The 23,863-nt window shown below is 71.7% G+C and carries 21 protein-coding genes and 1 pseudogene; 8 read left to right on the forward strand and 14 right to left on the reverse strand.

Annotation, left to right across the window (positions count from 1 at the left end; all coding sequences use genetic code 11):
• Positions 1-67: 67 nt before the first annotated feature.
• The 4 genes from dapC to mshB all read right to left on the reverse strand — a co-directional run bounded on the left by dapC (position 68) and on the right by mshB (position 3,226).
• On the reverse strand, positions 68-1,216 hold the full coding sequence (gene dapC / locus RT054_RS07655; protein WP_313022911.1) for a succinyldiaminopimelate transaminase: 1,149 nt from the start codon (positions 1,214-1,216) through the stop codon (positions 68-70).
• 5 nt (positions 1,217-1,221) lie between these two features.
• Positions 1,222-1,548 (reverse strand): ferredoxin, encoded by a 327-nt coding sequence (gene fdxA / locus RT054_RS07660; protein ID WP_312718906.1) that lies wholly within the window; start codon positions 1,546-1,548, stop codon positions 1,222-1,224.
• A gap of 110 nt (positions 1,549-1,658) precedes the next feature.
• Positions 1,659-2,282 (reverse strand): flavin reductase family protein, encoded by a 624-nt coding sequence (locus tag RT054_RS07665; RefSeq protein ID WP_313022912.1) that lies wholly within the window; start codon positions 2,280-2,282, stop codon positions 1,659-1,661.
• A complete protein-coding gene (gene mshB, locus RT054_RS07670) occupies positions 2,282-3,226 on the reverse strand; it encodes an N-acetyl-1-D-myo-inositol-2-amino-2-deoxy-alpha-D-glucopyranoside deacetylase (RefSeq protein WP_313022913.1) in 945 nt (314 codons plus the stop codon). Before mshB ends, RT054_RS07665 begins: the two co-directional genes overlap by 1 nt.
• 291 nt (positions 3,227-3,517) lie before the next feature.
• On the opposite strand from mshB, the gene ppk2 reads away from it, so the two are divergent.
• The 3 genes from ppk2 (at position 3,518) to RT054_RS07685 (ending at position 7,822) form a co-directional block, all read left to right on the forward strand.
• Positions 3,518-4,411 (forward strand): polyphosphate kinase 2, encoded by an 894-nt coding sequence (gene ppk2, locus RT054_RS07675; protein ID WP_313022914.1) that lies wholly within the window; start codon positions 3,518-3,520, stop codon positions 4,409-4,411.
• A gap of 149 nt (positions 4,412-4,560) precedes the next feature.
• Complete coding sequence (locus RT054_RS07680) at positions 4,561-6,216, forward strand: cation:proton antiporter (protein ID WP_312718912.1); 1,656 nt, start codon at positions 4,561-4,563, stop codon at positions 6,214-6,216.
• Between the two features lie 43 nt (positions 6,217-6,259).
• The gene (locus RT054_RS07685) at positions 6,260-7,822 is read left to right on the forward strand and encodes a long-chain fatty acid--CoA ligase (RefSeq protein WP_313022915.1); all 1,563 of its coding nucleotides are present in this window, start codon (positions 6,260-6,262) and stop codon (positions 7,820-7,822) included.
• A gap of 30 nt (positions 7,823-7,852) precedes the next feature.
• Here RT054_RS07685 and RT054_RS07690 read toward each other — a convergent pair whose 3' ends face one another.
• Both RT054_RS07690 and RT054_RS07695 read right to left on the reverse strand, forming a co-directional pair.
• Positions 7,853-9,151: an aminotransferase class I/II-fold pyridoxal phosphate-dependent enzyme gene (locus RT054_RS07690; RefSeq protein ID WP_396837240.1), complete on the reverse strand. Its 1,299-nt coding sequence runs from the start codon at positions 9,149-9,151 to the stop codon at positions 7,853-7,855.
• A 220-nt stretch (positions 9,152-9,371) separates the two neighbouring features.
• Positions 9,372-11,129, reverse strand: coding sequence for an oleate hydratase (locus RT054_RS07695; RefSeq protein ID WP_312718917.1), 1,758 nt, complete (start codon positions 11,127-11,129; stop codon positions 9,372-9,374).
• 95 nt (positions 11,130-11,224) lie between these two features.
• Between RT054_RS07695 and RT054_RS07700 the strand changes: the two genes are divergently transcribed.
• Entirely contained in the window at positions 11,225-11,848 is a 624-nt protein-coding gene (locus tag RT054_RS07700) for a TetR/AcrR family transcriptional regulator (RefSeq protein WP_312718918.1), read from the forward strand.
• 54 nt (positions 11,849-11,902) lie between these two features.
• Here RT054_RS07700 and RT054_RS07705 read toward each other — a convergent pair whose 3' ends face one another.
• From RT054_RS07705 to RT054_RS07715, 3 genes are read right to left on the reverse strand one after another with little or no spacing between them, the layout of a single operon-like run.
• Entirely contained in the window at positions 11,903-12,571 is a 669-nt protein-coding gene (locus RT054_RS07705) for a methionine ABC transporter permease (protein ID WP_312718919.1), read from the reverse strand.
• Positions 12,568-13,551 carry an ATP-binding cassette domain-containing protein gene (locus RT054_RS07710; RefSeq protein WP_312718921.1) on the reverse strand — a complete coding sequence of 328 codons (984 nt, stop codon included), beginning with the start codon at positions 13,549-13,551 and terminating at the stop codon, positions 12,568-12,570. The genes RT054_RS07705 and RT054_RS07710 overlap by 4 nt, the downstream gene beginning before the upstream one ends.
• Entirely contained in the window at positions 13,548-14,447 is a 900-nt protein-coding gene (locus tag RT054_RS07715) for a MetQ/NlpA family ABC transporter substrate-binding protein (RefSeq protein ID WP_312718923.1), read from the reverse strand. Before RT054_RS07715 ends, RT054_RS07710 begins: the two co-directional genes overlap by 4 nt.
• 215 nt (positions 14,448-14,662) lie before the next feature.
• Between RT054_RS07715 and brnQ the strand changes: the two are divergent.
• The 3 genes and pseudogenes from brnQ to RT054_RS07730 all read left to right on the forward strand — a co-directional run.
• A pseudogene (brnQ, locus tag RT054_RS07720) lies at positions 14,663-15,538 on the forward strand (branched-chain amino acid transport system II carrier protein); the annotation flags it as partial.
• A 205-nt stretch (positions 15,539-15,743) separates the two neighbouring features.
• Complete coding sequence (locus RT054_RS07725) at positions 15,744-16,142, forward strand: branched-chain amino acid transport system II carrier protein (protein ID WP_313022955.1); 399 nt, start codon at positions 15,744-15,746, stop codon at positions 16,140-16,142.
• Positions 16,143-16,175: 33 nt separating this feature from the next.
• The gene (locus RT054_RS07730; RefSeq protein ID WP_312718927.1) at positions 16,176-17,168 is read left to right on the forward strand and encodes a Cof-type HAD-IIB family hydrolase; all 993 of its coding nucleotides are present in this window, start codon (positions 16,176-16,178) and stop codon (positions 17,166-17,168) included.
• 53 nt (positions 17,169-17,221) lie between these two features.
• Here the strand turns inward: RT054_RS07730 and RT054_RS07735 are convergent, their stop codons facing one another.
• The 4 genes from RT054_RS07735 to RT054_RS07750 all read right to left on the reverse strand — a co-directional run bounded on the left by RT054_RS07735 (position 17,222) and on the right by RT054_RS07750 (position 20,944).
• Positions 17,222-17,374 (reverse strand): hypothetical protein, encoded by a 153-nt coding sequence (locus RT054_RS07735; RefSeq protein WP_312718929.1) that lies wholly within the window; start codon positions 17,372-17,374, stop codon positions 17,222-17,224.
• A 47-nt stretch (positions 17,375-17,421) separates the two neighbouring features.
• Positions 17,422-19,254 carry an ABC transporter ATP-binding protein gene (locus RT054_RS07740; protein WP_313022920.1) on the reverse strand — a complete coding sequence of 611 codons (1,833 nt, stop codon included), beginning with the start codon at positions 19,252-19,254 and terminating at the stop codon, positions 17,422-17,424.
• Between the two features lie 14 nt (positions 19,255-19,268).
• Positions 19,269-19,439 carry a hypothetical protein gene (locus RT054_RS07745; RefSeq protein WP_313022922.1) on the reverse strand — a complete coding sequence of 57 codons (171 nt, stop codon included), beginning with the start codon at positions 19,437-19,439 and terminating at the stop codon, positions 19,269-19,271.
• Positions 19,440-19,570: 131 nt separating this feature from the next.
• Positions 19,571-20,944: an amidase family protein gene (locus tag RT054_RS07750; protein WP_313022924.1), complete on the reverse strand. Its 1,374-nt coding sequence runs from the start codon at positions 20,942-20,944 to the stop codon at positions 19,571-19,573.
• Positions 20,945-21,260: 316 nt separating this feature from the next.
• Between RT054_RS07750 and RT054_RS07755 the strand changes: the two genes are divergently transcribed.
• Positions 21,261-23,045: a hypothetical protein gene (locus RT054_RS07755; RefSeq protein ID WP_313022925.1), complete on the forward strand. Its 1,785-nt coding sequence runs from the start codon at positions 21,261-21,263 to the stop codon at positions 23,043-23,045.
• 7 nt (positions 23,046-23,052) lie between these two features.
• Here the strand turns inward: RT054_RS07755 and RT054_RS07760 are convergent, their stop codons facing one another.
• Complete coding sequence (locus RT054_RS07760) at positions 23,053-23,781, reverse strand: hypothetical protein (RefSeq protein ID WP_313022926.1); 729 nt, start codon at positions 23,779-23,781, stop codon at positions 23,053-23,055.
• Positions 23,782-23,863 lie beyond the last annotated feature (82 nt).

Consider the following 23,863-nt stretch of genomic DNA (forward strand, 5'->3'; position numbering starts at 1 on the left):
GATCAGGAGGTCGTTCGTGCCGGGTCGCGGCGTTCGTCGGAGCGCGGCGGACTGAGCTCCCCCGCGCTCAGAGCCCGAGGTCGGCGAAGCGGCGGGCGGCGGCGTCGACGCGCTCGTCGGGGGCGGTGAGCGCGATGCGGACGTGGTGGCCGCTGCGGGTGCCGTAGAACGTGCCGGGGGCGACGAGGATGCCGACCTCGGCGAGGGCGTCGACGGTCTCGAGCGCGGGACGCCCGAACGTCGTCCACAGGTAGAGGCCCGCGCGGGAGTCGTCGATCCGGCCTCCGGCCGCCTCGATCGCCAAGGCGAGCACGGAGCGCCGGCGCCGGTAGATCTCCACCTGCGCGGCCACGTGGGCGTCGTCGGAGAGGGCGGCGAGCATCGCGCGCTGCACGGGCCAGGGCATCATCATCCCGGCGTGCTTGCGGACCTCGAGGATCCGCCCGAGGAGCCGGGGGTCGCCGGCGGCGAAGGCCGCGCGGTAGCCCGCGAGGTTGCTCTGCTTGGACAGGGAGTAGCAGACGACGAGCCCCGTGTGGTCGCCGTCGCAGACCCGGGGGTCGAGCAGGCTCGGCACGCCGGTGAACCCGGACCCGCCCGCCTGCTCGAGGCGCTCGTCCTCGTCCCGCCAGTCGATCTCGGCGTAGCACTCGTCGCTGACGACGATGGCGCCGCGCTCCCGCGCCCACTGGACGACCTTGCGCAGGTGCGGCACGCCGAGGACCTTGCCGGTGGGGTTGCTCGGGGTGTTGACCCAGATCAGCGCAGGCGCAGCATCGCCGCCCGCGGGGCCGAGCTCGGTCAGTCCCTCGAAGGGCACGGGGGCGGCCCCCGCGAGGCGGGCACCCACGTCGTAGGTCGGATACGCCACGGCCGGATGCGCGACGGCGCGGCCACGGAGGTCGAGCAACGTCGGCAGCCAGGCGACGAACTCCTTGCTGCCGATGGTCGGCAGCACGGAGTCGGGGTCGACGGCGGGGACGCCGCGGCGCCGCTCGAACCACGCAGCGACGGCCTCACGCAGGTCGGCGGTCCCCCACGTCTGCGGATACCCATGGGCCTCCGAGGCGTCCGCGAGGGCTTCGCGGACGAACGGCGGCGTCGGGTCGACCGGCGTGCCGACCGAGAGGTCGACGAGGCCGTCCGGGTGCGCCGACGCCGTCGCCTTCGCCGCGGCGAGGGTGTCCCAGGGGAAGTCGGGAAGGTCGTGGCCCACCGGGCTCACTCGTCGTGGCTCTGCGGGGGCAGCGCAGCGATGATCGGGTGGTCCTTGTTGATGAGGCCCATCTTGGCGGCGCCGCCGGGGCTGCCGAGGTCGTCGAAGAACTCGACGTTGGCCTTGTAGTACTCGGTCCACTCGCCCGGGACGTCGTCCTCGTAGTAGATCGCCTCGACGGGGCACACGGGCTCGCAGGCGCCGCAGTCGACGCACTCGTCGGGGTGGATGTAGAGCGATCGCTCACCCTCGTAGATGCAGTCGACGGGGCACTCCTCGACACAGGCCTTGTCCTTGAGGTCGACGCAAGGCTGGGCGATCACGTACGTCATGGAGAGTTCCTTCTTCGCGAGCCGTGGCTGGGTGGACCCAGTATGCCTCTCACCCGCCGAGGAGGGTGACGCGCCCCGAGGGCCGGACGGCGCGCGGGTGACCGACCTCGTCAGGGACGGTCGGCGGAGGTGCGGAGGCGGCCCCGAAAGCTCACGAGGGGGCCGCGGGGATCGTCGTCCCCGGCCTCACCCGCGGCTGCGGGGACGTCTCGGTCGCTGCCCGGTCCCACCGAGGTCGCAATGACGGCGCCGACGACGATGTCGTGGTCGCCCCCCGGATAGGTCGCGACGGTGCGGCACTCGAGGGTGGCGAGGGCGTCGTCGAGCAGGGCGACGCCGGTGACCCCGCGATGATGGGCGACCCCGTCGAGCACCGGTCCGGCGGGCCCTCCGCGCGTGGCCAGGCGGGTGGCGAGGTCGGCGGCCTCGAACGGCAGGATGCTCACTCCCCACAGGCCGGACTCACGCAGGGGCGTGCCGAACCGCGAGGCCGCCCCGATGCACATGAGGACCAGCGGTGGGTCCAGCGACACCGACGTGAACGAGTTGATCGTGATCGCGTGGTCGTGGCCCTCGGCGGTGGTCGTCGCGACAGCGACCCCCGCCGCCCAGTTGCGCATGACCGCACGCAGGTCGTCGCCGGTGGGCTCGGGGGACGTGGCCCCGACCTCACCGCCGGCACGGGGGTCGGTCGGGTCACCGCCCGCGCGGGGGTCACGGGGGGCGCCGGGCATCACGGCACCTCGAGCGGGCCGGGGTCCGGCGCACCCGGGTACGGGGCGCCGGTGCCGGGCTCGACCCGCACGAACGCCTCGGCCTGGGCGAGCCGGGTGGCGATGCCGTTGCTCAGCGCGAACCAGCCGTCGCGCACGACGACCTGGGTGCGGTGCTCGGCGAGGGCCGCGTCACGCACCGCGAGATCGCCGGGCGAGGGGCGCAGGACGTGCGTCACGGTCTCGTCGTCGACCGCCGACGGCAGGATCTCGTCGTCGAGAGCCGGGATCAGGGACGGCGATTCCCCCGTGACCGACCCGACGGTGTCGATCACCCACCGCCGGTCGCGCGTCACCCACGAACGCGGTGTGACGACGGTGTAGAGCGCGGGCGTCCGCGGCAGCCGCGCGGTCGCGGCGACCGTCGCCTCGTGCACCCGCACGTGGTCGGGGTGCCCGTAGCCGCCGGTCGGGTCGTAGGTGACGACGATGTCGGGGTCGAGGGCCTCGAGTGCGGCGGCGAGCCGGCCGACGACCTCCTCGAGGTCGACGTACGCGAGCGCACCCGGCCGCTCGTTGGCGGGGGTGCCGGCCATCCCGGAGTCCCGGAAGAAGGCCGGGCCCTCACCGGGGGTCTCGACCTCCTCGTCGGCGAGGAGCACCCCGCGGGCGCCGAGTCGGTACGTGGCGGCCCAGAGCTCGCCTCGCCGATAGGCCCCGAGGCGGTCCTCCGCGTCGGGAGCCAGGTGCGCGAGTTCGGGCGGGATGACCTCGCCCTCGTCGCCGAGGGTGCACGTGAGCACGGTGACGTCGTCACCGCGTCGGACGTGGTGGGCGATGCTCACGCCCGTCGCCAGGGTCTCGTCGTCGGGGTGGGCGTGGACGAAGACGAGGCGTCGCGGGCGCGCCTCCGGTGCGGCATCACCGTGAGGCGGGGGCTGCGGGGTGTGGGAGTGCTGGGTCATGACCGACTCACCGTATCCGCCCCCGCGAGGCGCGCGGACCCCGGACCACGATGACGTCCTCCGCTTCTCCCGCTCGCTGCGCCCGCGCGCTTGCCCACACTCCGTTCGGGAGGGTGGGGAGGGTGGGCCGGAGCATTCACGCCCGCGTGGGGCCACGGCTGCTTAACCTGGCGGTGGACGGGAGTTCACCGCCGACGCCGAGCATGGACCGGTGTCCGGGCCCCGGCCGCCTCGGGCATCACGAAGGCGTCGCCCGCGCCGTCGCCGGCCGCCGGCGGAGGAGGGATCGTCATGCAGATGGGTCTGCGCGAACACATCGATCGGATGCGGGCGGAGGGATACACGGTCCGCAGCGACGATCACGGTTCGGATCCCGACCTCATCGATCCCGGCGGCCGGGCCGTCGACACGTGGCGCGAGTCCTACCCGTACGACGAGCGCATGCCCCGCGAGCAGTACGACGACGAGAAGTACCTCCTCCAGGTCGAGCTGCTCAAGTTCCAGTACTGGACCCAGGACGTCGGCGGTCGCCACGTCATCGTCTTCGAGGGCCGCGACGCCGCGGGCAAGGGGGGAACAATCAAGCGCTTCACCGAGCACCTCAACCCGCGCGCCGCGCACGTCGTCGCCCTCGCCAAGCCGACGGAGAAGGAACACGGCGAGTGGTACTTCCAGCGGTACATCCAGCATCTGCCCACCGCCGGTGACATGACGCTCTTCGACCGCTCCTGGTACAACCGGGCCGGGGTCGAACGCGTCATGGGCTTCTGCACCGACGACGAGTACGAACTGTTCATGGATCAGGCGCCGATGTTCGAGAAGATGCTCGTCGACGCGGGCATCACGCTGACGAAGTTCTGGTTCTCGGTCACCCCTCACGAGCAGCGCACCCGATTCGCCATCCGGCAGATCGACCCGGTGCGGCAGTGGAAGCTCTCCCCCATGGACCTCGAGTCGCTCGACAAGTGGGGCAAGTACACCGAGGCGAAGGAGGAGATGTTCCGGCGCACCGACACCGACTGGGCGCCGTGGACCACCGTCAAGAGCAACGACAAGAAGCGGGCCCGCATCAACGCGATGCGCTTCTTCCTCGACCAGTTCGACTACGAGGACAAGGACACGACGATCGTCTACCCGGCCGACGACCGCATCGTCCGGCGTGGTCGCGACGCCGTCGACGACTGACTCGAGGCGACCCACGCGGGACGACCGGCCTGGGTCGAGGTGATGGACGTCAAGCCGCACCTGACCTGGGGAGACGGGAGGGGCCGGGCTACCCTGGGAGCAGGATCCGGCCTGCCTCCAGCGGTCGGCCGACGCGAGAGGAGCCGCCCGTGGAGGTCGCCGCAACGATCCTGTCGGTCACGTTCGTCCTCGGGTTCCTCGCCTCCCTCCTGCGGCTTCCCCCACTCGTCGGCTTCCTCGCCGCCGGTTTCGTGCTCAACGGACTCGGCCACATCCAGGTGCCCCAGGTCCACGTCATCGCCGACCTCGGCGTGACGCTGCTGCTGTTCGCCATCGGACTCAAGCTGGACGTGCGCACCCTCCTCGCCAAGGAGGTGTGGCTGACGACCATCTCGACGCTCGTGGTCAACGTCGTCGTGGCGTTCGGATTCCTCTCGGTGCTCGCCCTGGCCGGCATGTCGCTGCTGGTCGGCGAGGGCGCCGCCGTGTTCGCGATCATCGGGTTCGGTCTCTCCTTCTCGAGCACGGTCTTCGTGGTCAAGCTCCTGGAGGAACGCGGTGACGGGCACGCGTTCTACGGGCGCATCGCGGTCGGCGTGCTCGTCGTGCAGGACATCCTCGCCGTCGTGTTCCTCACCGCGACCAGCGGACATCTGCCGAGTCCGTGGGCATTCGGTCTCGTGCTGCTGTGGCCGCTCGTCAAGGGTTTCCGCGCCGTGTGGGGCCGGGTGGGGCACGGTGAGATGCAGTCGCTGTTCGGCATCCTCATGGCTCTCGTGCCCGGCTACATGCTCTTCGAGCTCGTCGGCCTCAAGGGAGACCTCGGGGCCCTCGTCATCGGGATCATGCTGGCCTCGCACCCCTCGGCGGTCGAGCTCTCCCGCGCGCTGTTCCACGTCAAGGAGTTGCTGCTCGTCGGGTTCTTCCTCTCGATCGGCATGTTCGGCGGGCTCCCCACGCCGTCGCAGGTGTGGCTCGCGGTGCTCCTCCTGCTGCTCCTGCCGGTGCAGGCGCTCGGTTACGTCTCGGTCCTGCGGACGATGCGGGTGCGGCACCGCACCGGATGGCTGGTCGCCGCCGCCCTCATGCAGTTCTCGGAGTTCGGCCTCATCGTCGTCGCCGTGGGCGCCGACGAGGGGCTCCTCTCACGGGACTGGCTCGTCATCATGTCCCTCACCCTGTCCCTCGCGTTCGTGGTGTCGTCCCTCGTCAACGGCCGGGGCCAGCCGCTCGTCGAACGGCTCGCGAGTCGGATGCCGGCGCAGGACCCCGACAGGTTGCACCCCGAGGACCGTCCCGGTGACATCCGGGGCGCCGAGGCCCTCGTCGTCGGGCTGGGTCGCGTCGGCCGCAGTGCCTACACGCAACTCGTCCAGACGTACCGGCTCGACGTCGCGGGCATCGAGAGCGACGAGACGCGCGTGCGCAAGCTGCAGACCCAGGGCTTCAAGGTCGTCGAGAGCGACGCGAGCGACGAGGAGTTCTTCACCCGGCTCCGCGGCCGCGAGAACGTGCGCATGGTCGTCCTCGCCCTCCCGGCGCACAACGCCGAGGTCGTCGCCATCCTGCGTGCCTCGGGGTTCGAGGGCATCGTCGCCACCGCCGCCCGGTACGAGGAAGGCGTCGCCCGCTCGCTCGCGGCGGGTGCGGACGCCGCGTTCAACGCCGCCGCGGGCGCGGGGCTCGAACTCGCCGACCAGGTGGCGCGCCTGGACGTCGGGGCTCCCGCCACCGGACCCGTCGGCGCCGCGCACCCCCCCGAGACGCCACCCCCGCGACCGCAGCATCCGCAGGTGGGTGGCTGAGCGTTCGCCACCCCCGCGGACCCGGGGCGGACGACAATGGGGCATGACCCTCACGGAGATGCTCGATCGCAGCGTGCGCACGTTCGGGCCGGCCACCGCCCTTCGCGACGACACCCGCGCCGTGACGTACACCGAGCTCGGGGCGCGGGTCGGGGACGTCGCTGCGGCGCTCGTGGCCCGCGGGTGCCGTCCCGGGGACCGAGTGGCACTCGCGCTCCCCAACGTCCTCGAGTTCGCGTACCTCTACTACGGCATCGCCCGTGCGGGCGGCATCGCGGTGCCGCTCAACCCCGGGTTGCGACGTGCCGAGATGTGTCGGCTCCTCGCGGACTGCACGCCCAGGCTCCTCCTCACCTGGGCGGGGATTCCGTTCCTCACCGAGGGTGAGGGTGCGGCCAACGGCGAGGGTGCGGCGAACGGTGGGCACACGGACGACCTGGGCATCGATGTCGTCGTCCTCGATCCGACGTCGCTCGCGGACTTCGCGCCGCGCGATGAGAGCCCTCCGCTCGTCCCCCGGCGCGGCGACGATCTCGCCGTGCTGCTCTACACCTCGGGGACGACCGGCGAACCCAAGGGCGCGATGCTCACCCACGACAACCTCGTCGTCAACGCACAGGTCGATCAGGGACTCGTCGAGATGGGCCCGCACGACGTGCTGCTCGGGGCGTTGCCGTTGTTCCATGCGTTCGGGCAGACGTGTTGCCTCAACCTGCCCCTCGTCTCGGGCAGCGAGGTCGTCCTCCACGCGACGTTCAACCCGCGGCACGCGCTGACGGCGGTGGGCGAGAACGGCATCACCGTGTTCCTCGCCGTCCCCGCGATGTACACCGCCCTGCTCCATCTGCTGTCACGCTCGCCCGAGGAGTACGACCTCGACAGCCTCCGCATGACGATCAGCAGTGGCGCCCCGTTGGCGGTCGAGCTGCTCCACCGGGTCGAGGAACGGTTCGGCGTGGTCATGCTCGAGGGGTACGGACTGTCCGAGACCTCCCCCACCGCGACGCTCAACGTCGAGGGGCGCCGTCGTCCCGGCACGGTGGGCACGCCGCTGCCGGGAGTGCAGATCCGGATCCTCGATCAGGAGACGGGCGAGCCGGTCGGGGGCGACGGCGGCGGGGTCGACGTCGTGGGCGAGGTCGCGATCCGCGGCCACAACGTCATGCGCGGGTACTGGAACGCCCCCGAGGCGACGGCGGCCGTGCTCTCGCCCGACGGGTGGTTGCGGACGGGGGACCTCGGCCGTCTGGACGCCGACGGCTTCCTCACGATCGTCGACCGCAAGAAGGACCTCGTCATCGTCGGCGGCGAGAACGTCTTCCCCCGGGAGGTCGAGGAGGTGCTGTACGCGCATCCGGCCGTCGCCGAGTGCGCGGTTCTCGGCGTTCCCGACGCCCGGCGCGGCGAGGTCGTCGGCGCCGCGGTGGTGCTCGCCGAGAACACGGAGGCGACCGAGGCCGAGCTGCGGGCACACGTGCGGGCTCGGCTCCGGAGCGTCAAGGTCCCGCGCCACGTCTGGTTCGTCGACGCGCTGCCCAAGGGGGGCACGAACAAGATCCTCAAGCGCGAGATCGCCCTCCCGGAGGAACTCCGTCTGCCCGTGTGAGATCGGAGCGCGCGTGGGCGCGTCCTCGCCTCAGGCGTCGAGGAGTCTCTCCCCCGCCGCGAGAATGACGCAGGTCGTGAGGACCTCCAGGGCCTTCTCGAGCTCGTCGGTCGTCGGGAACGAGGGGGCGATTCGGATGTTGCGGTCCTCCGGGTCGTCACCGCCGGGGAACGTCGCACCCGCGGGCGTCAACGCGACGCCCGCCTCCTTCGCGAGCTGGACGACACGCCGTGCCGTGCCCGGGACGACGTCGAGGCTGACGAAGTAGCCCCCGCGAGGCTCGCTCCAGCTCGCGACGCCGAGTGCCGCGAGGTCGGTCGCGAGGGCCTTGCCGACGGCCTCGAACTTGGGCTCGAGGATCGCGCGGTGCGCCTCCATGTGCGCCTCGACGCCCGCCGTGTCGCCGAAGAACCGCACGTGGCGGAGCTGGTTGATCTTGTCCGGGCCGATGGAACGCATCGAGTCGCGGGCGAGGAACCACGCGACGTTGGCCGGGGAGGCCCCGAAGAACGACACGCCGCCACCGGCGAAGGTCACCTTCGAGGTGGAGGCGAAGACGAACGGGCGGTCCGCGTGGCCCGCCTCCTCGCAGGCGTCGAGGATCGAGGCGAGGTGGTCGTGCTCACCGGTGAGGTGGTGGACCGCGTACGCGTTGTCCCAGTAGATGCGGAAATCCGGTGCGGCGGTGGGCATCTGGGCGAGGCGGCGGACGACCTCGTCGGAGAACGTCACGCCCGTCGGGTTGCTGTACTTGGGCACGCACCAGATGCCCTTGATCCGGGGGTCCTCGGCGACGAGGCGCTCGACCTCGTCCATGTCCGGCCCCTCGGGCGTCATCGCGACCGTGCGCAGCTGCACCCCGAGCTCCTCGCACACCGAGAAGTGACGGTCGTACCCGGGCGACGGGGCGAGGAAGACGACCTCCTCGCCGGCCCACGGCCTCTCACCGCCGGGGAGGGCGTGGAAGAAGCTGCTCGCCACGCAGAAGTGCATGAGCGAGAGCGAGGAGTTGTCGCGGGCGACGAGCTGATCGACCGGCACGTCGACGAGGGGCGCGAACATCTCGCGGAGGGTGAGGACGCCCTTGGCGGCGCCGCCGTAGTTGCGGACGTCGCCCTCGGCCTCGGTGCGGTGGTCGCCGGGCGCGAGGGAGGCGAGGAGGCCTTCGGCGAGGTCGAGCTGTGCCGTGCACGGCTTGCCACGAGTGATGTCGAGCTTCAGCCCGGAGGAGGCGAAATCCTCGTACCGCCTGCGGGCGGACTCTCGGGCGGCGGCGAGGCCCTCGCGGTCGATGTGGTCGGTCGTCGGCACGTCTGCACTCCTCGGCATCGGATCTGCGGCAGGGCGAGCCTATCCGCTCGCGCCCGACACGCACCGCCGCGAGGGGCCCGTGTCACGCGCGGCGGATCGCCGACGGCGCGGACGGAGCCGGCGGCTCGCGGTGTCCACGGCGAGGCGCTCGCGCCGCGGTCCGGCGCCCAGGCACCCGGGGGCGTCGCGGCGGACGCACCCGCGTGGCTCGGGACGCCGGACCATGGCGGGAGTGACCTCAGACCAGTCCGGCCTCCGTGACCAGGCGACCGATCTGGGTGTTGCCGAGCTTGTCGACGAGGCGCTTCGGCACGAACCGCGCGAGCGGCACGTGGATCTTCTCGCCGTCGCGCAAACGTGCCGTGGCGGCGAGCAGGGTGCGGACGTCGTAGGTCGAGCCGAAGGTCTCCGGCACGCCCCGCTCGACCCCGAGCAGGCTGTAGACGGCCTCCATCCCGGTGCGCACGGAGTACTCCGTCGTGAAGATGCAGTCGCGCCCGGTCTCGGCGAACTGGCCCAGGAAGGCGAAGTTCGTGGCGCCGGCGGGCACGACCTGGGGCCGATCCCCCGCGTGCCGAGGCATGAAGAACGACGTGACGTACGGCATCATCACCGGCACGCACTTGGCGCCGTTGGCGGCGAGATCGGGGATGTCCGCCACGGGGACACCCATGTGGTAGAGCCACTCCGCGGTGATCTCCTCGCCGGTGCACTCCTGCATCGTCTTCTTGACGTAGTCCCCCGGGCGGTCGGCGAACAGGCCGTAGACCCACACGACGATCTGGTCGGGCTTCTGCGCCTTGAAGTGCGGTTGCCGGTTGACGGTCCAGGACATGAGCCAGGAGGAGTCGCGGGCGGTGACGATGCCGCCGGTGACGACGCGACCGCTGAACGGGTCGCGCTTGGCGATCTTGCGGATGTACTCCGGGATGCGCGCGTCGAGCGTCGTGACCGTCGCCGACTCCCACTTGGTCTCGTCGATGGAGCTGCAGAACACCTCAGGGCGCCCGAACGAGGGGTCCTTGCGGGCGATGCGTCGCCACAGGTCCCAGGCCGAGGCGGGGCCGCGGTCGAGCTTGGCCGGCGTGTGGTGGTCACCGTTGTCCGAGTTGTCGACGAGCGAACCGATCGTGAGGAAGACGTAGTCGTTCTCGCCGAGCTCGACGCTCCGCTTCTCGCCGTCCTGGGTGAGGTGCAGGCGGGTGGCGGTCTTGCGGGGACCGGCGAAGTCGAAGTCGACGTCGGTGACGTCGGCGCCGTAGGTGAACGTGACCCCCTGGTCGATGAGCCAGCTCGTCATCGGCAGCACGAGCGACTCGTACTGGTTGTACTTCGTGAACTTGAGGGCGGAGAAGTCCGGCAACCCGCCGATGTGGTGGATGAACCGGTGCAGGTAGAGCTTCATCTCCAGCGCCGAGTGCCATTCCTCGAACGCGAACATCGTCCGCCAGTACATCCAGAAGTTGGAGTCGAGGAAGTCCCGGCCGAAGACCTCGTTGATGCGCTTGCCCTCCATGTCCTCGCGGGTGGCGAGGAAGACCTTGACGAGCTCCTTCTGCGCCTTCTCGCTCAGGGTGAAGAGGTCCTTGGTGTGCGCGTCCTGGCCACGGTTCACGGTGGCCCGGCAGAGGCTGTAGTTCGGGTCGTCCTTGTTGAGCCAGTAGAACTCGTCGAGGACGGAGGCGCCCTCGATCTCGAGGCTGGGGATGCTGCGGAAGCAATCCCACAGCGTCTCGAAGTGGTCTTCCATCTCGCGGCCGCCACGGATGACGAATCCGCGCTCGGGCTCCTCGATGCCGTCGAGGGCACCGCCGGCGAGCTCGCTCTTCTCGAGGATCGTGATGTTGTGGCCCGGGACGCCGGCGTCGCGGATGAGGAACACGGCGCTCGACAGGGACGCGAGGCCCCCACCGACGTACCAGGCGCGAACGTCCTCGGCGTTCTTCACGGGGCGGGGGCGGGCGAAGGCTTCGTAGTTTCCGCTGCTGTGGAACATGGCTCTCCTTCTCCGACGTGCCGGGTGGAACCCCCCGGCTACTTATTGAGCGTACTCATCTTTGAAGTTGAGTCAATGGGGGTACAGTGTGACTCATGACGCAGACCGAGAGACCCCTCGGCCGGCGGGAGCGGAACAAGGCGGAGAAGCGTGCCCGCATCCGGGACGCAGCGGCGAGGTTGTTCTCCCGGCACGGCTACGAGGGCACGACGATGGCCCAGGTGGCACGGGACGCCGACGTCGCCATCGGCACGGTGTTCCAGTACGCGGCGACCAAGCCCGAACTCCTCATGATGGTCGCGGCCGAACGGTGGCGCGAGGTCCTCGATGCGGTGGTCACCGGCCTCGCCGGACGCGACGACCCCATCGAGGCGATCCTCGTCCTCGTCGAACCCGTCATCAAGACCGCGGAGGCCGAACCGGACCTGTCGATGACGACCGCACGCGAGCTGCTCTTCGGCGCTCAGGGGCCGCACCGCACGGAGGTCGCCGAGATCGTCGCCGCCGTCGAGGACGCCGTCGCCGGTCTCCTGCGGCGCTCCGGGGCGGCCGATCGTGCGCAGAGCGCAGCCCGCCTCGTCGTCTCCGGCGCGCTCCTCGAGATCAACCGCAGCCGCACCGGTCGCGCCGACGCCGCCTCCGTGCGGGAACGCGTCCGCGACCTCGTCGAGGTCGCCGTCCGCGGGGCCACGGCCGAGGAGGGCGCGCTCCGCGCCTGACGCCCGACCGCGCCGTCGCGGGGACGCGCCCTCCCGGCCTCCTCGGACGACGGGTCAGCGGCCGCGGGCGATCGCTCGCACGATGCCGTCGCCGAGCATCTGGACGAGCTGGACGACGACGACGAGGACGAGGACCGCCGAGAGCAACACGGGCGTGTTGAACCGCTGGTAGCCGTATCGGATGGCGAAGTCGCCGACACCGCCGCCACCGATGGCCCCGGCCATCGTCGAATACCCGATGAGCGTGACGAGGGTGAGGGTCGCTCCGGACACGAGACCCGGAAGCGCCTCGGGCAGCAACACCTTTCGGACGATCTGAGCCGTCGTCGACCCCATCGACTGCGCCGCCTCGATGCGCCCGACCGGCACCTCACGCAGGGCCGACTCGACGACCCGCGCGTAGAACGGGATCGCCCCGACGGCGAGCGGCACGATCGCGGCCGTGGGCCCGTAGGCCGTGCCCGCCACGAGCCGGGTGAACGGGATGAGCACGATCATGAGGATGAGGAACGGCAGCGAGCGCGTGAGGTTGACCAGCGCCCCGAGGCTCTGGTGCACGACCGCGTTGCGCCGCAGCCCGTCGGGGGCCGCGAGGCGCAGCCACACCCCGAGGCCGAGCCCGAGGACGAGGGTGACGAGGAAGGCGCCGAGGGTCATCCACGCGGTCTGGCCGAGGGCGGTGAGGAGCTCGGGCAGAGCCTCGACCCAGGTGGTCTTCGTCATGCCGCACTCACCGTCACTCCCGCACGTCGTAGGTAGGCGACGATCTCGTCCTCTCGGCCGCCCCGCTCGTCGCCGAGGGCGACACGCAGCCGTCCGACCTGGTGTCCGGCGACGCGCTCGAGGGTGCCGCCGAGGATCGACACCTCGACACCGAGGTCGCGGGTGAGCCGCGAGAGGGTCGGGTCGACCGCGCGCTCGTCGGCGAAGGCGAGGGTGAGGTGATGCCCGGGGATCTCGGCGAGAGGCTCCCCCACCGGCAGGAGGATGCCCGCGAGGCGGGAGTCCGGGTCGCCGACGAGGTCGAGGAGCCGACCGGACTCGACGACGCGACCGGCCTCCATGAGCGCGGCGGAGTCGCAGATGCGCCGGACGACCTCGGCCTCGTGCGTGATGAGGACGACGGTGACCCCGGTCCGGTCGTTGATGTCGGCGATGAGGTCGAGGATCTGGGCGGTCGTGTCGGGGTCGAGCGCGCTCGTGGCCTCGTCGCACAACAGCACCGAGGGGTCGGTCGCGAGCGCACGCGCGATGCCGACACGCTGCTGCTGTCCCCCCGAGAGCTGGGAGGGACGACTGTCGGCGCGGTCACTGAGGCCGACGAGGTCGAGGAGCTCGGCGACCCGTTCCCGGCGTCGCGCCGAGGGGACGCCCGCGACCTCCAGCCCGTAGGCGACGTTCTCGGCCGCGGTGCGACTCGCGAGCAGGTTGACGTGCTGGAACACCGTGCCGATCCGGCGTCTCGCGGCCCGCAGGTCCTGCCGGGAGAGGGCGACGAGCTCGACACCGTCGACGGTGATCGTCCCCGACGTGGGGCGTTCGAGGAGGTTGAGGCAGCGCAACAGGGTGCTCTTGCCGGCGCCGCTGCGGCCGAGGATGCCGAAGATCTCGCCGCTGTCGACGGACAACGACACGTCGTCGACGGCGGTGACCTCCTGCCCGCGACCTCGGTAGACCTTCGTGACGGACTCGAGGGTGATCACGAGTGGCCGCCGGTGGTGGGGGCGGGAGTCGCGGGCACGGCGTTCGCGGGCCTGGCCGGCAGCACCGACCCGCGGTAGGTCTTCTCGATGAACTGCGCGATCCGGGGATCGGCGAGGGCCTGGGCGACCTTCTGCACCCGCGGGTCGTCGACGAGCTCGGGGCGGGTGACGAGGCCGTTGGCATAGGGGTTGTCCTCGACCTCGTCGAGGACGAGCGCGTCGCGGTCGGGCGCGAGGCCGGCCTCGAGGGCGTAGTTGCCGTTGACGACCGAGAGGGTCACCTTGGGGTCGTCGAGGGTCGCGGCGAGCTGGGGCCGGTCGACCTGGACGAAGGTGAGCTTCTTCGGGTTGGCGGTGATGTTCTTCTGGGTCACCTGGGCGTAGTCGAGGTTCGGGTCGCCGGGGCGCACGTCGAGGCGCAGGAGACCGGCCTGCTGCAGGAGGAACAGCGCCCGGGCCTGGTTGACCGCGTCGGCGGGGATGGCGACGACGGCGGCCTGGGGCGTGGACGCGACGTCGTGGACCTTGCGGCTGTAGAGGCCGAGCGGCTCGATGTGCACGAGGCCGACCAGGCGCAGGTCGCCCTGGTGCTCGGCGTTCCAGTTCTTCAGGTAGGGGGCGTGCTGGAAGAAGTTGGCGTCGATGTCACCGGAGGCCACGAGCTGGTTGGGGTCGACGTCGCCGGCGATCTCCTTGACGTCGATCTTCACGTCCCCCAGCAGGCCCTCCTTCTCGGCCTCCTTGAGCAGCGTCGAGTGCGGCTCGGCGTCCGCCATGATCCGCAGCGGCGTCCCGGGGTCGGCCTGGGCGCCGGCGCCCGTGCGCAGTCCGCACCCCCCGAGGGCGAGCGGGGCGGCGAGGGCGAGGGCGAGCAGCGTGTGGGCGCGGCGGGGCATGAGCGTTCCGTTCGTCGTGGTGGAAGGGCGCGGACGACGTCGTCCGGAAGTCGCGGCGCGCGGAAGTCCTCACGCGCGGCCGTCGCCCTCAGTCCTAACACCATGAGCTTTGGTTGCCCAAAACGCGATGTTATGTGAGATGCTGGTCGGCGCCGTCGGTGCGCGGCCGTGGGTAGCCTGTCGGGGCCCATCCCCTCCCCTCGAACGGAGCCCGCGTGACCACCCGCCTGCGCCCGAGCCAGACCCTGCTGCTCGGATCCCTCGTCTTCGGGCTCTTCTTCGGAGCGGGCAACCTCGTCTTCCCGGTCCTCATGGGACGCGAGGCAGGGGCGGCGAGCCCGGCCGCGGCGACGGGATTCCTCCTCACCGCCGTCGGACTGCCCATCCTCGGCGTCGTCGCGTCGGCGATGGCCGGGGCGGACAGCCTGCAGAGCCTCCTTCGTCCCGTGTCGGGTCGGCTCTCGCTGTGGTTCACATGCGCGCTGTACCTGACGATCGGTCCGCTGTTCGCGATCCCGCGGACCGCGACCGTGTCCTACGAGGTGGGGATCCGGCCGCTCGTCGGCGAGGGACACACGCCGCTGTTCCTGTTCTCGGTCGCGTTCTTCGCGCTCACCGCGCTGGCCGCTCGGCGACCCGGCCGCCTCATGGACTGGGTGGGGCGCTACCTCACCCCCGTGTTCCTCGTCCTGCTGTCGGCGCTCGTCATCGCCTCGTTCGTCGCCCCCATGACGACGACGCCCGCCGCCCCGTCCGGGCCGTATGCCTCCGCACCCCTCGCCCGCGGCCTCGTCGACGGCTACTCGACGATGGACGCACTCGCCTCGCTCGCGTTCGCCGTCGTCCTCGTCGACGCGACGCGGCGCCTCGGCGTGAAGGGTCCGCGACGACTCGCCGTCGAACTGGGCAAGGCGGGGCTCGTCGGCGGCCTCGGCATGGCGGTCGTCTACGCGACGCTCGCCCACGTCGGGGCGACGAGCGTGGGAGCCGTCGCCGTGGCCGACAACGGTGGGGTCGTGCTCGCCGGCGTGAGCCTCCACTACTTCGGCGTGGCCGGGCAGTACCTCATCGCCGCGATCGTCCTCACCGCCTGCCTCAAGACCGCCATCGGGCTCACCGTCGCCTGCGCGACGACGTTCGTCGAGCTCACCGCGGGCCGCCGGGGGGCCGCAAACGCGACGGAGACCTCCGACCAGACGGGCATCGGACGCCACGGGCGGGGCCGACGCGTCGCGCACGACGGTCGCGGGGGGCCTCCCGACGGCGTACCGGTGGTGGGCGTGGGGGTTCGTCGGGGTGTCGTTCGCCATCGCGAACCTCGGCCTGGCGGCGATCGTCGCGATCTCGGTACCGGTCCTCATGTTCCTCTACCCGGTCGCGATCGTCGTCATCGTCCTCGCGCTGGCCTGGCCCTGGGTGTCGCAACGACTCGTCCTCGCCCGCGTCGTCATCGCCTTCACCGCCGCGGCGGCCTTCTTCGACCTGCTCGGCGCACTCCCGGCCTCGCTCGCAGCGACTCCCGTGGTCACGACCCTCACCGAGGCGGCGAGCGCTGTCCTGCCGGGCTACGACGTCGGATTCGGGTGGGTCGTCCCCGCCCTGGTGGGGACGGTCGTGGGCCTCGCCCTGTCGGCTCGGGGATCGAGGACGCGCCAGGCAGAGGCCTCGTCGGCGCGGGTGGCGGCACCGGCCTGACCCTGCTCCGCGGCGTGATGAGACGCTGTGACCGTGGCCACTCCTCCCGCGATCATCGCCGTCGACATCGACGGAACCCTCCTCACGCGCTCCGGTGAGGTCCTCCCCGGCACCCGCGCGGAGTTCGCCCGTGCGCGTGCGGCGGGGGCGAGCATCGTCCTCGCCTCGGGTCGTCCGATCGCGGGACTGAGGCGCCTCGTGCGGCGGGTGGCGCTCGACGTCGACGGGCTCGTCCTCGCGGGGTCGAACGGCTCGATCGTCGTCGACGCCGACTCCGGGGCGACCCTCGCCCGCCACAGCCTCCCCCTCGCGCTCGTCACCGAGATGGTGGGCCTCGCCCACGAGGCGGGCGTCCTGCCCATGCTGTGCGACGCGGACGAGATCGTCACCGACCGCCCCGAGGATCCGCAGGTCGCGATCGAGGCGCGCGGCAACGACCTCACCGTCCGCGTGGTCGACTCCCTCACGAGCCTGACCGAGGGCGAGGTGCAGGTCGACAAGCTGCACATGTTCGGCACGCCAGCGCTGCTCCGGCCGTTCTCGGAGCGGTTCGTCGCGCGGTTCGGCGATCGCGTCGAGCACGCGTTCTCGGCGCCGTTCTACTTCGAGGCGACCGCCCGCGGCGTCGACAAGGGATCGGCGCTGCGCGACGTCGCGCAGGCGCGCGGGGTGTCCCCCGCCCAGGCGGTCGCGTTCGGGGACAACGGCAACGACATCCCCCTGCTGCGCGCAGCCGGGATCGGCGTGGCGATGGGCAACGCGATCCCCGCCGTGCGGGAGATCGCCGACCGCCTCACCGCCTCCAACGACGAGGAGGGCATCGCGGCCGTCCTCGCCGAGCTCTTCGGCGACGGAACCCCGGCGGCCCCCGTCCCCCTCCCCGACGTCGCCCCGATGTACCACCGCACCGTCGACCTCACCGACGAGGACGCCACCTTCGGCACCGAGGGCGACGGGACGACGAACGGCACGGACGTGGGGCACCACGGGCCCGGCGGCGACGCGACCCGCGGCACCGGGCTCTGACCCGCCACGCAGGACGCGGCACCCCACACGCAACACGCGGCACGTGGTGGCGGTCAGGTGGCGGCGATCTCCCCCGCCACCGCTGCGGCCAGTCGCAGGACGGCGTCGTCCCCGTCCCAGGGTCGTGGACGTGCCGTGGGGTGCGGCGCGGGATCCATGACGCCACCGTCCGCGCCCACGATGTCGTCGGCGACGAGGCCGCGCATGGTCGGGTGGTGGCGCTGGCTCGGCCCCGTCGGCTGCGGCGGACCGGTCACAGGCTGGTGTGAATGCGCAGGGCGGCGATGAATTCGCGGTAGAGCTCGTCGCGGGCGAGCAGGTCCGCGTGGGTGCCCGCGTCGCGGATCCGCCCGTGCTCGAGGACGACGATCTGATCGGCGTCGAGCACCGTCGACAGGCGGTGGGCGATGGTGACGACGGCGCCATCGCGGGAGGCGTCGGCGATGACCTGCTGGATCGCCGCCTCGGTCGTGCCGTCGAGTTGGGCCGTGGCCTCGTTGAGCAGGAGGACGCCGGGTCGGCGCACGAGGGCGCGGGCGACGGCGAGGCGTTGCCGTTCCCCACCGGAGAGGCTCGTCTCGGACACGGCCGCGTCGAGCCCGTCGGGCAGCGAACGGATCTTCGCGTCGAGTCGCACCGCGGCCAGCGCCGCCCACGCCTCGGCCTCCGCCTCCGTGGGGGTCGCATGAGTGGGGTGCGGCGCGGCGACGCCCGCGTCGGCGTCGGCACCCGTCCGGACACGGAAGAGGACGTTCTCGCGCACTGTGCCGGGGATGACCGGTGTCTCCTGCTCGACGTAGGCGATGCGCGAGCGCACGTCGTCGATGCTCAACTGCCTGTAGGGGACGCCGTCGAGTTCGAGGTGCCCGCAGGTCGGGTCGATGAACCGCAAGAGGAGGGAGAACACGGTCGTCTTGCCGGCGCCCGAGAGCCCGACGAGCGCGACGTGTCCGGTGCGCGGGATCTCGAGCGTGACGTCGCAGATGGCGGGCTCGGCGGCGCCGACGTAGCCGGCCGTCACCCCGCGGAGGGCGAGGACCGGCACACCCACCGACACCTCGTGTGCATCGAGGTCGGCAGGCGCGTCCTCGGGGCGGCGGGTGGTGTCCTCGAGGTCCAGGTCCTCGGTCTCGCGGATACGCGCGGCTGCCGCGAGTCCGCTCTGGAGGGTCGAGACGGCCCCGGCGAGGGAGGAGATCGGGCCGATGATCGTGAAGGCGTAGAGGAGGAACGCGACGAGGGTCGAGACGAGCAGTTCCCCCCGGGCGACGCGTACCGATCCCAGCCCGAGGATGACGATGATCGCGAGCTGCATCCCGCCGCCGGCGACGGCCCACGTCAGCGCCGAGAACCACACCGACCGGATCGACTGCCGTGCCGATGCCTCTGCCATCGCGGTGACGCGGCCGATCTCGCGGTCCTCGGCCCGGCTCGACTTCACCGTGCGAAGTGCTCGGATACCGCCTTCGAGCGTCGCGCCGAGGTCGCCGATGGCGTCCTGAGCGCGTTTGTCCGCCTTGGCGATCTGCGGGACGAGGACGGCGAACGCCACGACGATCGCCGACAGCGCGAGCAATGTCGTCACGAGGAGCGGCACGTCCAGCCACGCCATGAGCACGATGGTGCCGACGAGAGCCACGAAGCCGTTGACGAGGTCGATGAGGCTGTTGGTCGTCGCCTCACGCAGCAACACGGTGTCGCTCGTCACGCGCGTGACGAGCTCACCCGTGCGGTACCGCTGGACCTGTTCGAGCCTCGCCCGAAAGAAGCGGCGCACGAGTCCGCGGCGGGCGTCGAGGACGATGTGCTCGGCGAGGCGCCCCAGGACGAGGCTCTGCGTGAGGCTTGCTGCCGTGCCGATGACGAGCAACAGGAGCAGGATCGCGGCGGGGCCTGCGAGGTCCAGGCCCGTCTCGAGGGAGTCGAGGACCCACTTGACGACCATCGGCGTCGCAAGCGAGACGCCGGTACCGCCCAGACTCAGCACGAGTCCAAGGGTGAGGACCCGCAGGTGCGGGCGCGCGTAGGACCACAGCAGCGCCGTCCCCTCGCGGAAGGGCACGTCGCTCGTGCGGTCGGCCGACATCTGGGGTCACTCGATCATGCATTCATCGACGACGCGTCATGCTCATCAATGGGAACGCGTCTCGTCGATCTGCCGAGCAACGACGCCTGGGGTCGCACGGAGGCAGCATCGGTCACCGCGAGGACGCTCGACACGAATCCTGGATCGACCGGGTCGGTCGGGCGCTCGATCGGCACGACGGTCATACCGCCACCCTTGCACACCGCCACAACGGTTCACTCGGCACTTTCGTGGTCGCACACCCTCGGTCTCACCCGCCACGACGGTTCACTCGGCGCCCTTGTGGTGGTGAGGGCAGCCGGTTCGTGTCGCGGACTCAGGCCTGAGCAGCGTCGCGCAGCAGCCGTTCCAGCTGGGCGGCCAACGGCAGCAGGCGGGTCTCGTCGCCGCCGGGGGCGTAGAGCTGCACGCCGACCGGAAGCGCGCCTGCCGTGCCGGCAGCGATCGACATCGCGGTGTGGCCGGTGACGTTGGCGAGGGTGCTGAACGCGACCATCGGCGCGGCACGAAGGATCGCCTGCCCCATCCATGCACCCGTGAGCTGCGGCAACGGCGGCGGCAGGCAGGCGATCGTCGGCGAGAGCACGACGTCGTACTCCGCCCACCGGGCTTCGACGCCGCGGCGGATCCGCTCGGCGGCACGTCCCGCGGCCCGCAGGACGACGTCCGGGATCGCGGCACCCACCCCCGCTCCGCTGCGGGTCCGGGCCTCGGCGCGTTCGGGGTGGGGCACGCGACTGCACTCGTCCGCGATCGCCGCGAAGAACGACGGCACGAACGCGGGCTGGGCGTCGGGCCACCGGCCCGGCAGGGCGCGGACGTCATGTCCTGCCTCCGCGAGACGGCGAGCCGTCTCCCCGAGGACGCGCCGCACCCGCGGGTCGACGCGGATCGTGGGCCACGGCGGGGTGGCGATCCACCCGATCCGCAGACGCCCCGGCTCGCGCGCGGCGGCTGCGGCGAAGGGCTCGGTGGGGGCGCGGGCGGAGAACGCATCGACGTCGGTCGTCCCCGAGATCGCGTCGTAGACGAGCGCGCAGTCTGCGACGGTGCCGGTCAGCGGGCCGATCGTGCCGAGCGCCCCCCAGAGGTCCGGGTGCGGCGCCGTGCTCACCCGCCCACGGACGGGTTTGAGACCGACGAGACCACAGCAAGACGCGGGGATGCGGATCGACCCGCCACCATCGCCGCCGATGCCGACCGGCACGACCCCCGCGGCGACCAACGCCGCGGACCCGCCACTGCTGCCGCCGGGGCTCCGGTCGAGGTCGTGCGGGTTGCGGGTGATCCCCCCGTCGCCCTCGGTGAACGGGTACTGGCCGAACTCCGGCATCCGGGTCGTCGCGACCACGACCGCACCGGCCTGCCGCAGACGAGCCACGACCGCCGAGTCCGCCACGGCCGGCTCCCCGCCACACCGCCCACCGAACGTCGTGACGACCCCCGCGACGTCGTTCTCCGCCTTGATGACGACGGGCACCCCCGCGAGCGGCCCGACATCCTCGCCCGCGGCCATCCGGGAGTCGAGGGCATGGGCGGCCGAGCGCGCCTCATCGGCGAGGACGTGCTCGGCGGCGTCAAGGTGCCTCGCCTCGTCGAGTCGGGCGAGCGCAGCCTCGACGACCGCCCGCGCCTGCACCCGTCCCGCTCGGACGTCGGCCGCGATCTGCGTGGCTGTGGCCTGGGTCATGGATCGACCGTAGACGCCGCATCCCCTCATCGCCGCATGAGCGCGAACACCCACCCGAGGTGTCGGCGCTGTGCCGTTGATCGAGCGCGAGACACGACAGCCGGAGCCCGGGGACCGACGCAGGGGCTCGGCTCCGATCCAGGGAGCGCCGCCGTCGCCGCCACCTCGCATCGTGATCGAGCACCCCCCGGGCATCACCGCCCAGGGTGGCCCCTGCATCGCCTGACGATCGCGCAAAGACCTGCTGGGCATTGACTCAGTCGCACATTCGTTCTAGACTTGCTCCAACCGAACATCCTCCCGGAGAGGCCCGCCCGTGACTGCCCAGACCACCCCTGCCGCGGTCCTGGCACCGCCCGCGCAGTGGGGTGTGGGCATGCCGGTTCCGACCGCCCGGTTCGCCGAGCTGAGCGAGGATGAACTTCTCACCGAGCTGGAAACCCACGAGAAGGTCAGCGCCTGGATCGAGGCGCGCGGCCTGTCGGTGATCGAGGAGCTCACGCGGCGCCGGGAGCGGGCGACCCTGGCGGAACTGTCCGAACGCCAACCCGACGCCTCGGCCCGGGCGCGAACCCTCGCCGTCGCCGGCGCGCGGGAGGCGGTCGTGGACGAGATCGCGTTGGCCACAGGCGCGAGCGAACGGACCTGCACCACGCGGGTGCGGATGGCCCGGGAATGGGAACGCTTCACCCAGATCCGCGACGCCCTGGCCACGGGGCGGATGAGCGCGGCCAGGGCGGTACAGGTCACCACGCGGAGTTCTGCGGTCGACGCCGGGCGGATGCCCGCCATCATCACCGAGGTCCTCGCCCCCTACGACACCAGCGATGACGGCGACGACGGCGGCCTGGCCGTGCCGCAGAGCGTGTTCTCCTGGCGCCTTGGCCGGGCCGTCGCGGCCGCAACGACCTGTCGGCAGCGGCACCTGGACGCGATCCAACGCCGCGACGCCTGGGCATCGCTCAGCCCCGAAGCGGACGGGGCATTCACCGTGACCGGGCACGCCGCTCGCATCGCCGCCGCCTACGGACGCGTGGATGACCATGCCCGCCGCCTCCGCCGCGAATGCGACCCCCGCACCCTGGCCCAACTCCGCTCCGACATCGGCCTGGACCTGCTCATCGAGGGACACCTCCCCGAGACCGACGGCCACGCCGCCTTCGGTGGGGCGCTGCCGGCGGCTCGAGTGACCGTCACGATCTCGGCCGCATCGCTCCTCGGGGCCAATGACGCGCCCGGCACCATCGAGGCCGGCACCCGGGAGGAGCACCTGCCCGCGTTCATCATCCGGGACCTGGCCTACGCCCACGGCTCCACCTGGCGACGGCTGGTCACCGATCCGGCCACCGGAGTCCTCCGTGACCTCAGCACCCACCGGTACCAGGTCACCGGCGAACTGCGTGAACGCCTCATCGCCCGCGACCGCTACTCCCGCGTGCCCGGCTCCATGCGTCGCGCCGCCTCCTGCGACCTCGACCACGACATGGACCATGCCGCCGGCGGGCCGTCCAGCGAATCGAACCTCTCGGCGAAGAACCGTCGCGGCCACAACCACAAGACCCACCACCGCTGGGGCACCCTGCGCGAACCCACCACCGACGGCGCCATCACCTGGACCACCCCCACCGGCCGGCACTACGTCACCCGACCCCACGACTACCGCGACCCCTCACCCCGAGGGGTCGAGGACCCGAACGACGCCACACGCGACGATCCCGCAGGCGAGGTCACCCCGCCCGTCCCGGTTGAGAACGCTGTCGTCGACGGACGCGACACCATCCAGGACGACCAAGGCCCACGCGAGCGCAGTCATCCGGACAAGCCCCGACGATCACGGGCACACGCCGGAGCGATGATCATCGCCCTGGCCCGCAACGCCCGACGAAGCGACTCCACCCACCAGGCCCAAGCCCGCGCCAACCACGTCGAGGAAACCGGTAGCCCGATCCTGCGCGAGGACTCCCACAGCGCACTGCACATCCGCCGACCACCCACCACCCCCGAAGACCGCGCCGAGAAGCGCGCACGACAACGCGCGCACCACCACGAGCAAGCCCGAGCGCACTGGTTCCGCGACGACCCCGGCCCACCCCCCTTCTGACGGCGGGTCAGGACGAGGTCGGAGTCAGGCGGTAGTGCAAGCGAACGGCGTTGGCGTTCCAGAGGTCGAGGCGATGGTCGGTCCGCAGGACACCCTCGTCGTCGACGTAGACGCGGAACTCCTCGTGGAGGGGAACCCGTGCCACGTAGGACTTCCCACCCTGCTGGACGAGCACGTAGGCGCCGTCCCCGCCGAAACGCCCCCGGGGTGAGCTCAACCGGAGCGAGCCGTTCGCATCGACCTGAGGTCGCAGGAAGACCTGCACGTTCCCCGCCTCCAGCGGGAAGGTCACGTGCACCCGGGGTTGCGCGTCACCGGGAAGTCGACGCACGCCGTAGCAGCCGCTGTAGACGTACTCTCCCGTCGCCCGCAGCCGCCGCACCCAGGCCGCTGCCACCTGCACCCCCGAGGCGTCCGTGATCACGCGGACGTCGCTGGTCATGCCGTGCGCCACGGCCAACGGGTCGATGGGGATGGCCAGCTGCCCGACGCGACGCCCGAACGCGGCCGCGACGACGGCCCCGGCCGGGTGGAACCACCGCGACCAGCCGACCCACACCTCCATCCGCCATCGGGAGGTGCGCTCGTAGAAGTCACGCACCTCCGGAGCGAGGTCGTCACAGTGGAACGAGGGCCCGTCGAGGGCGTGAAGGTCAGGCAGCAGACCGGCCTCGGGGAGGGCGACGAGCGACCCGCCGAGCGATGCGGCATGGGTCTCGACCCACTCGTCACTCACCCGAGAACCTGCGCTGACCGGCCCGGCCAGCCACGATTCGGCGCCTCCCAGGTCCACCTCGCGACCGGCCACCCGCCAGAAC

Origin of the sequence: Mobilicoccus sp., assembly GCF_032060985.1 — a bacterium.
GTDB lineage: Bacteria > Actinomycetota > Actinomycetes > Actinomycetales > Dermatophilaceae > Mobilicoccus.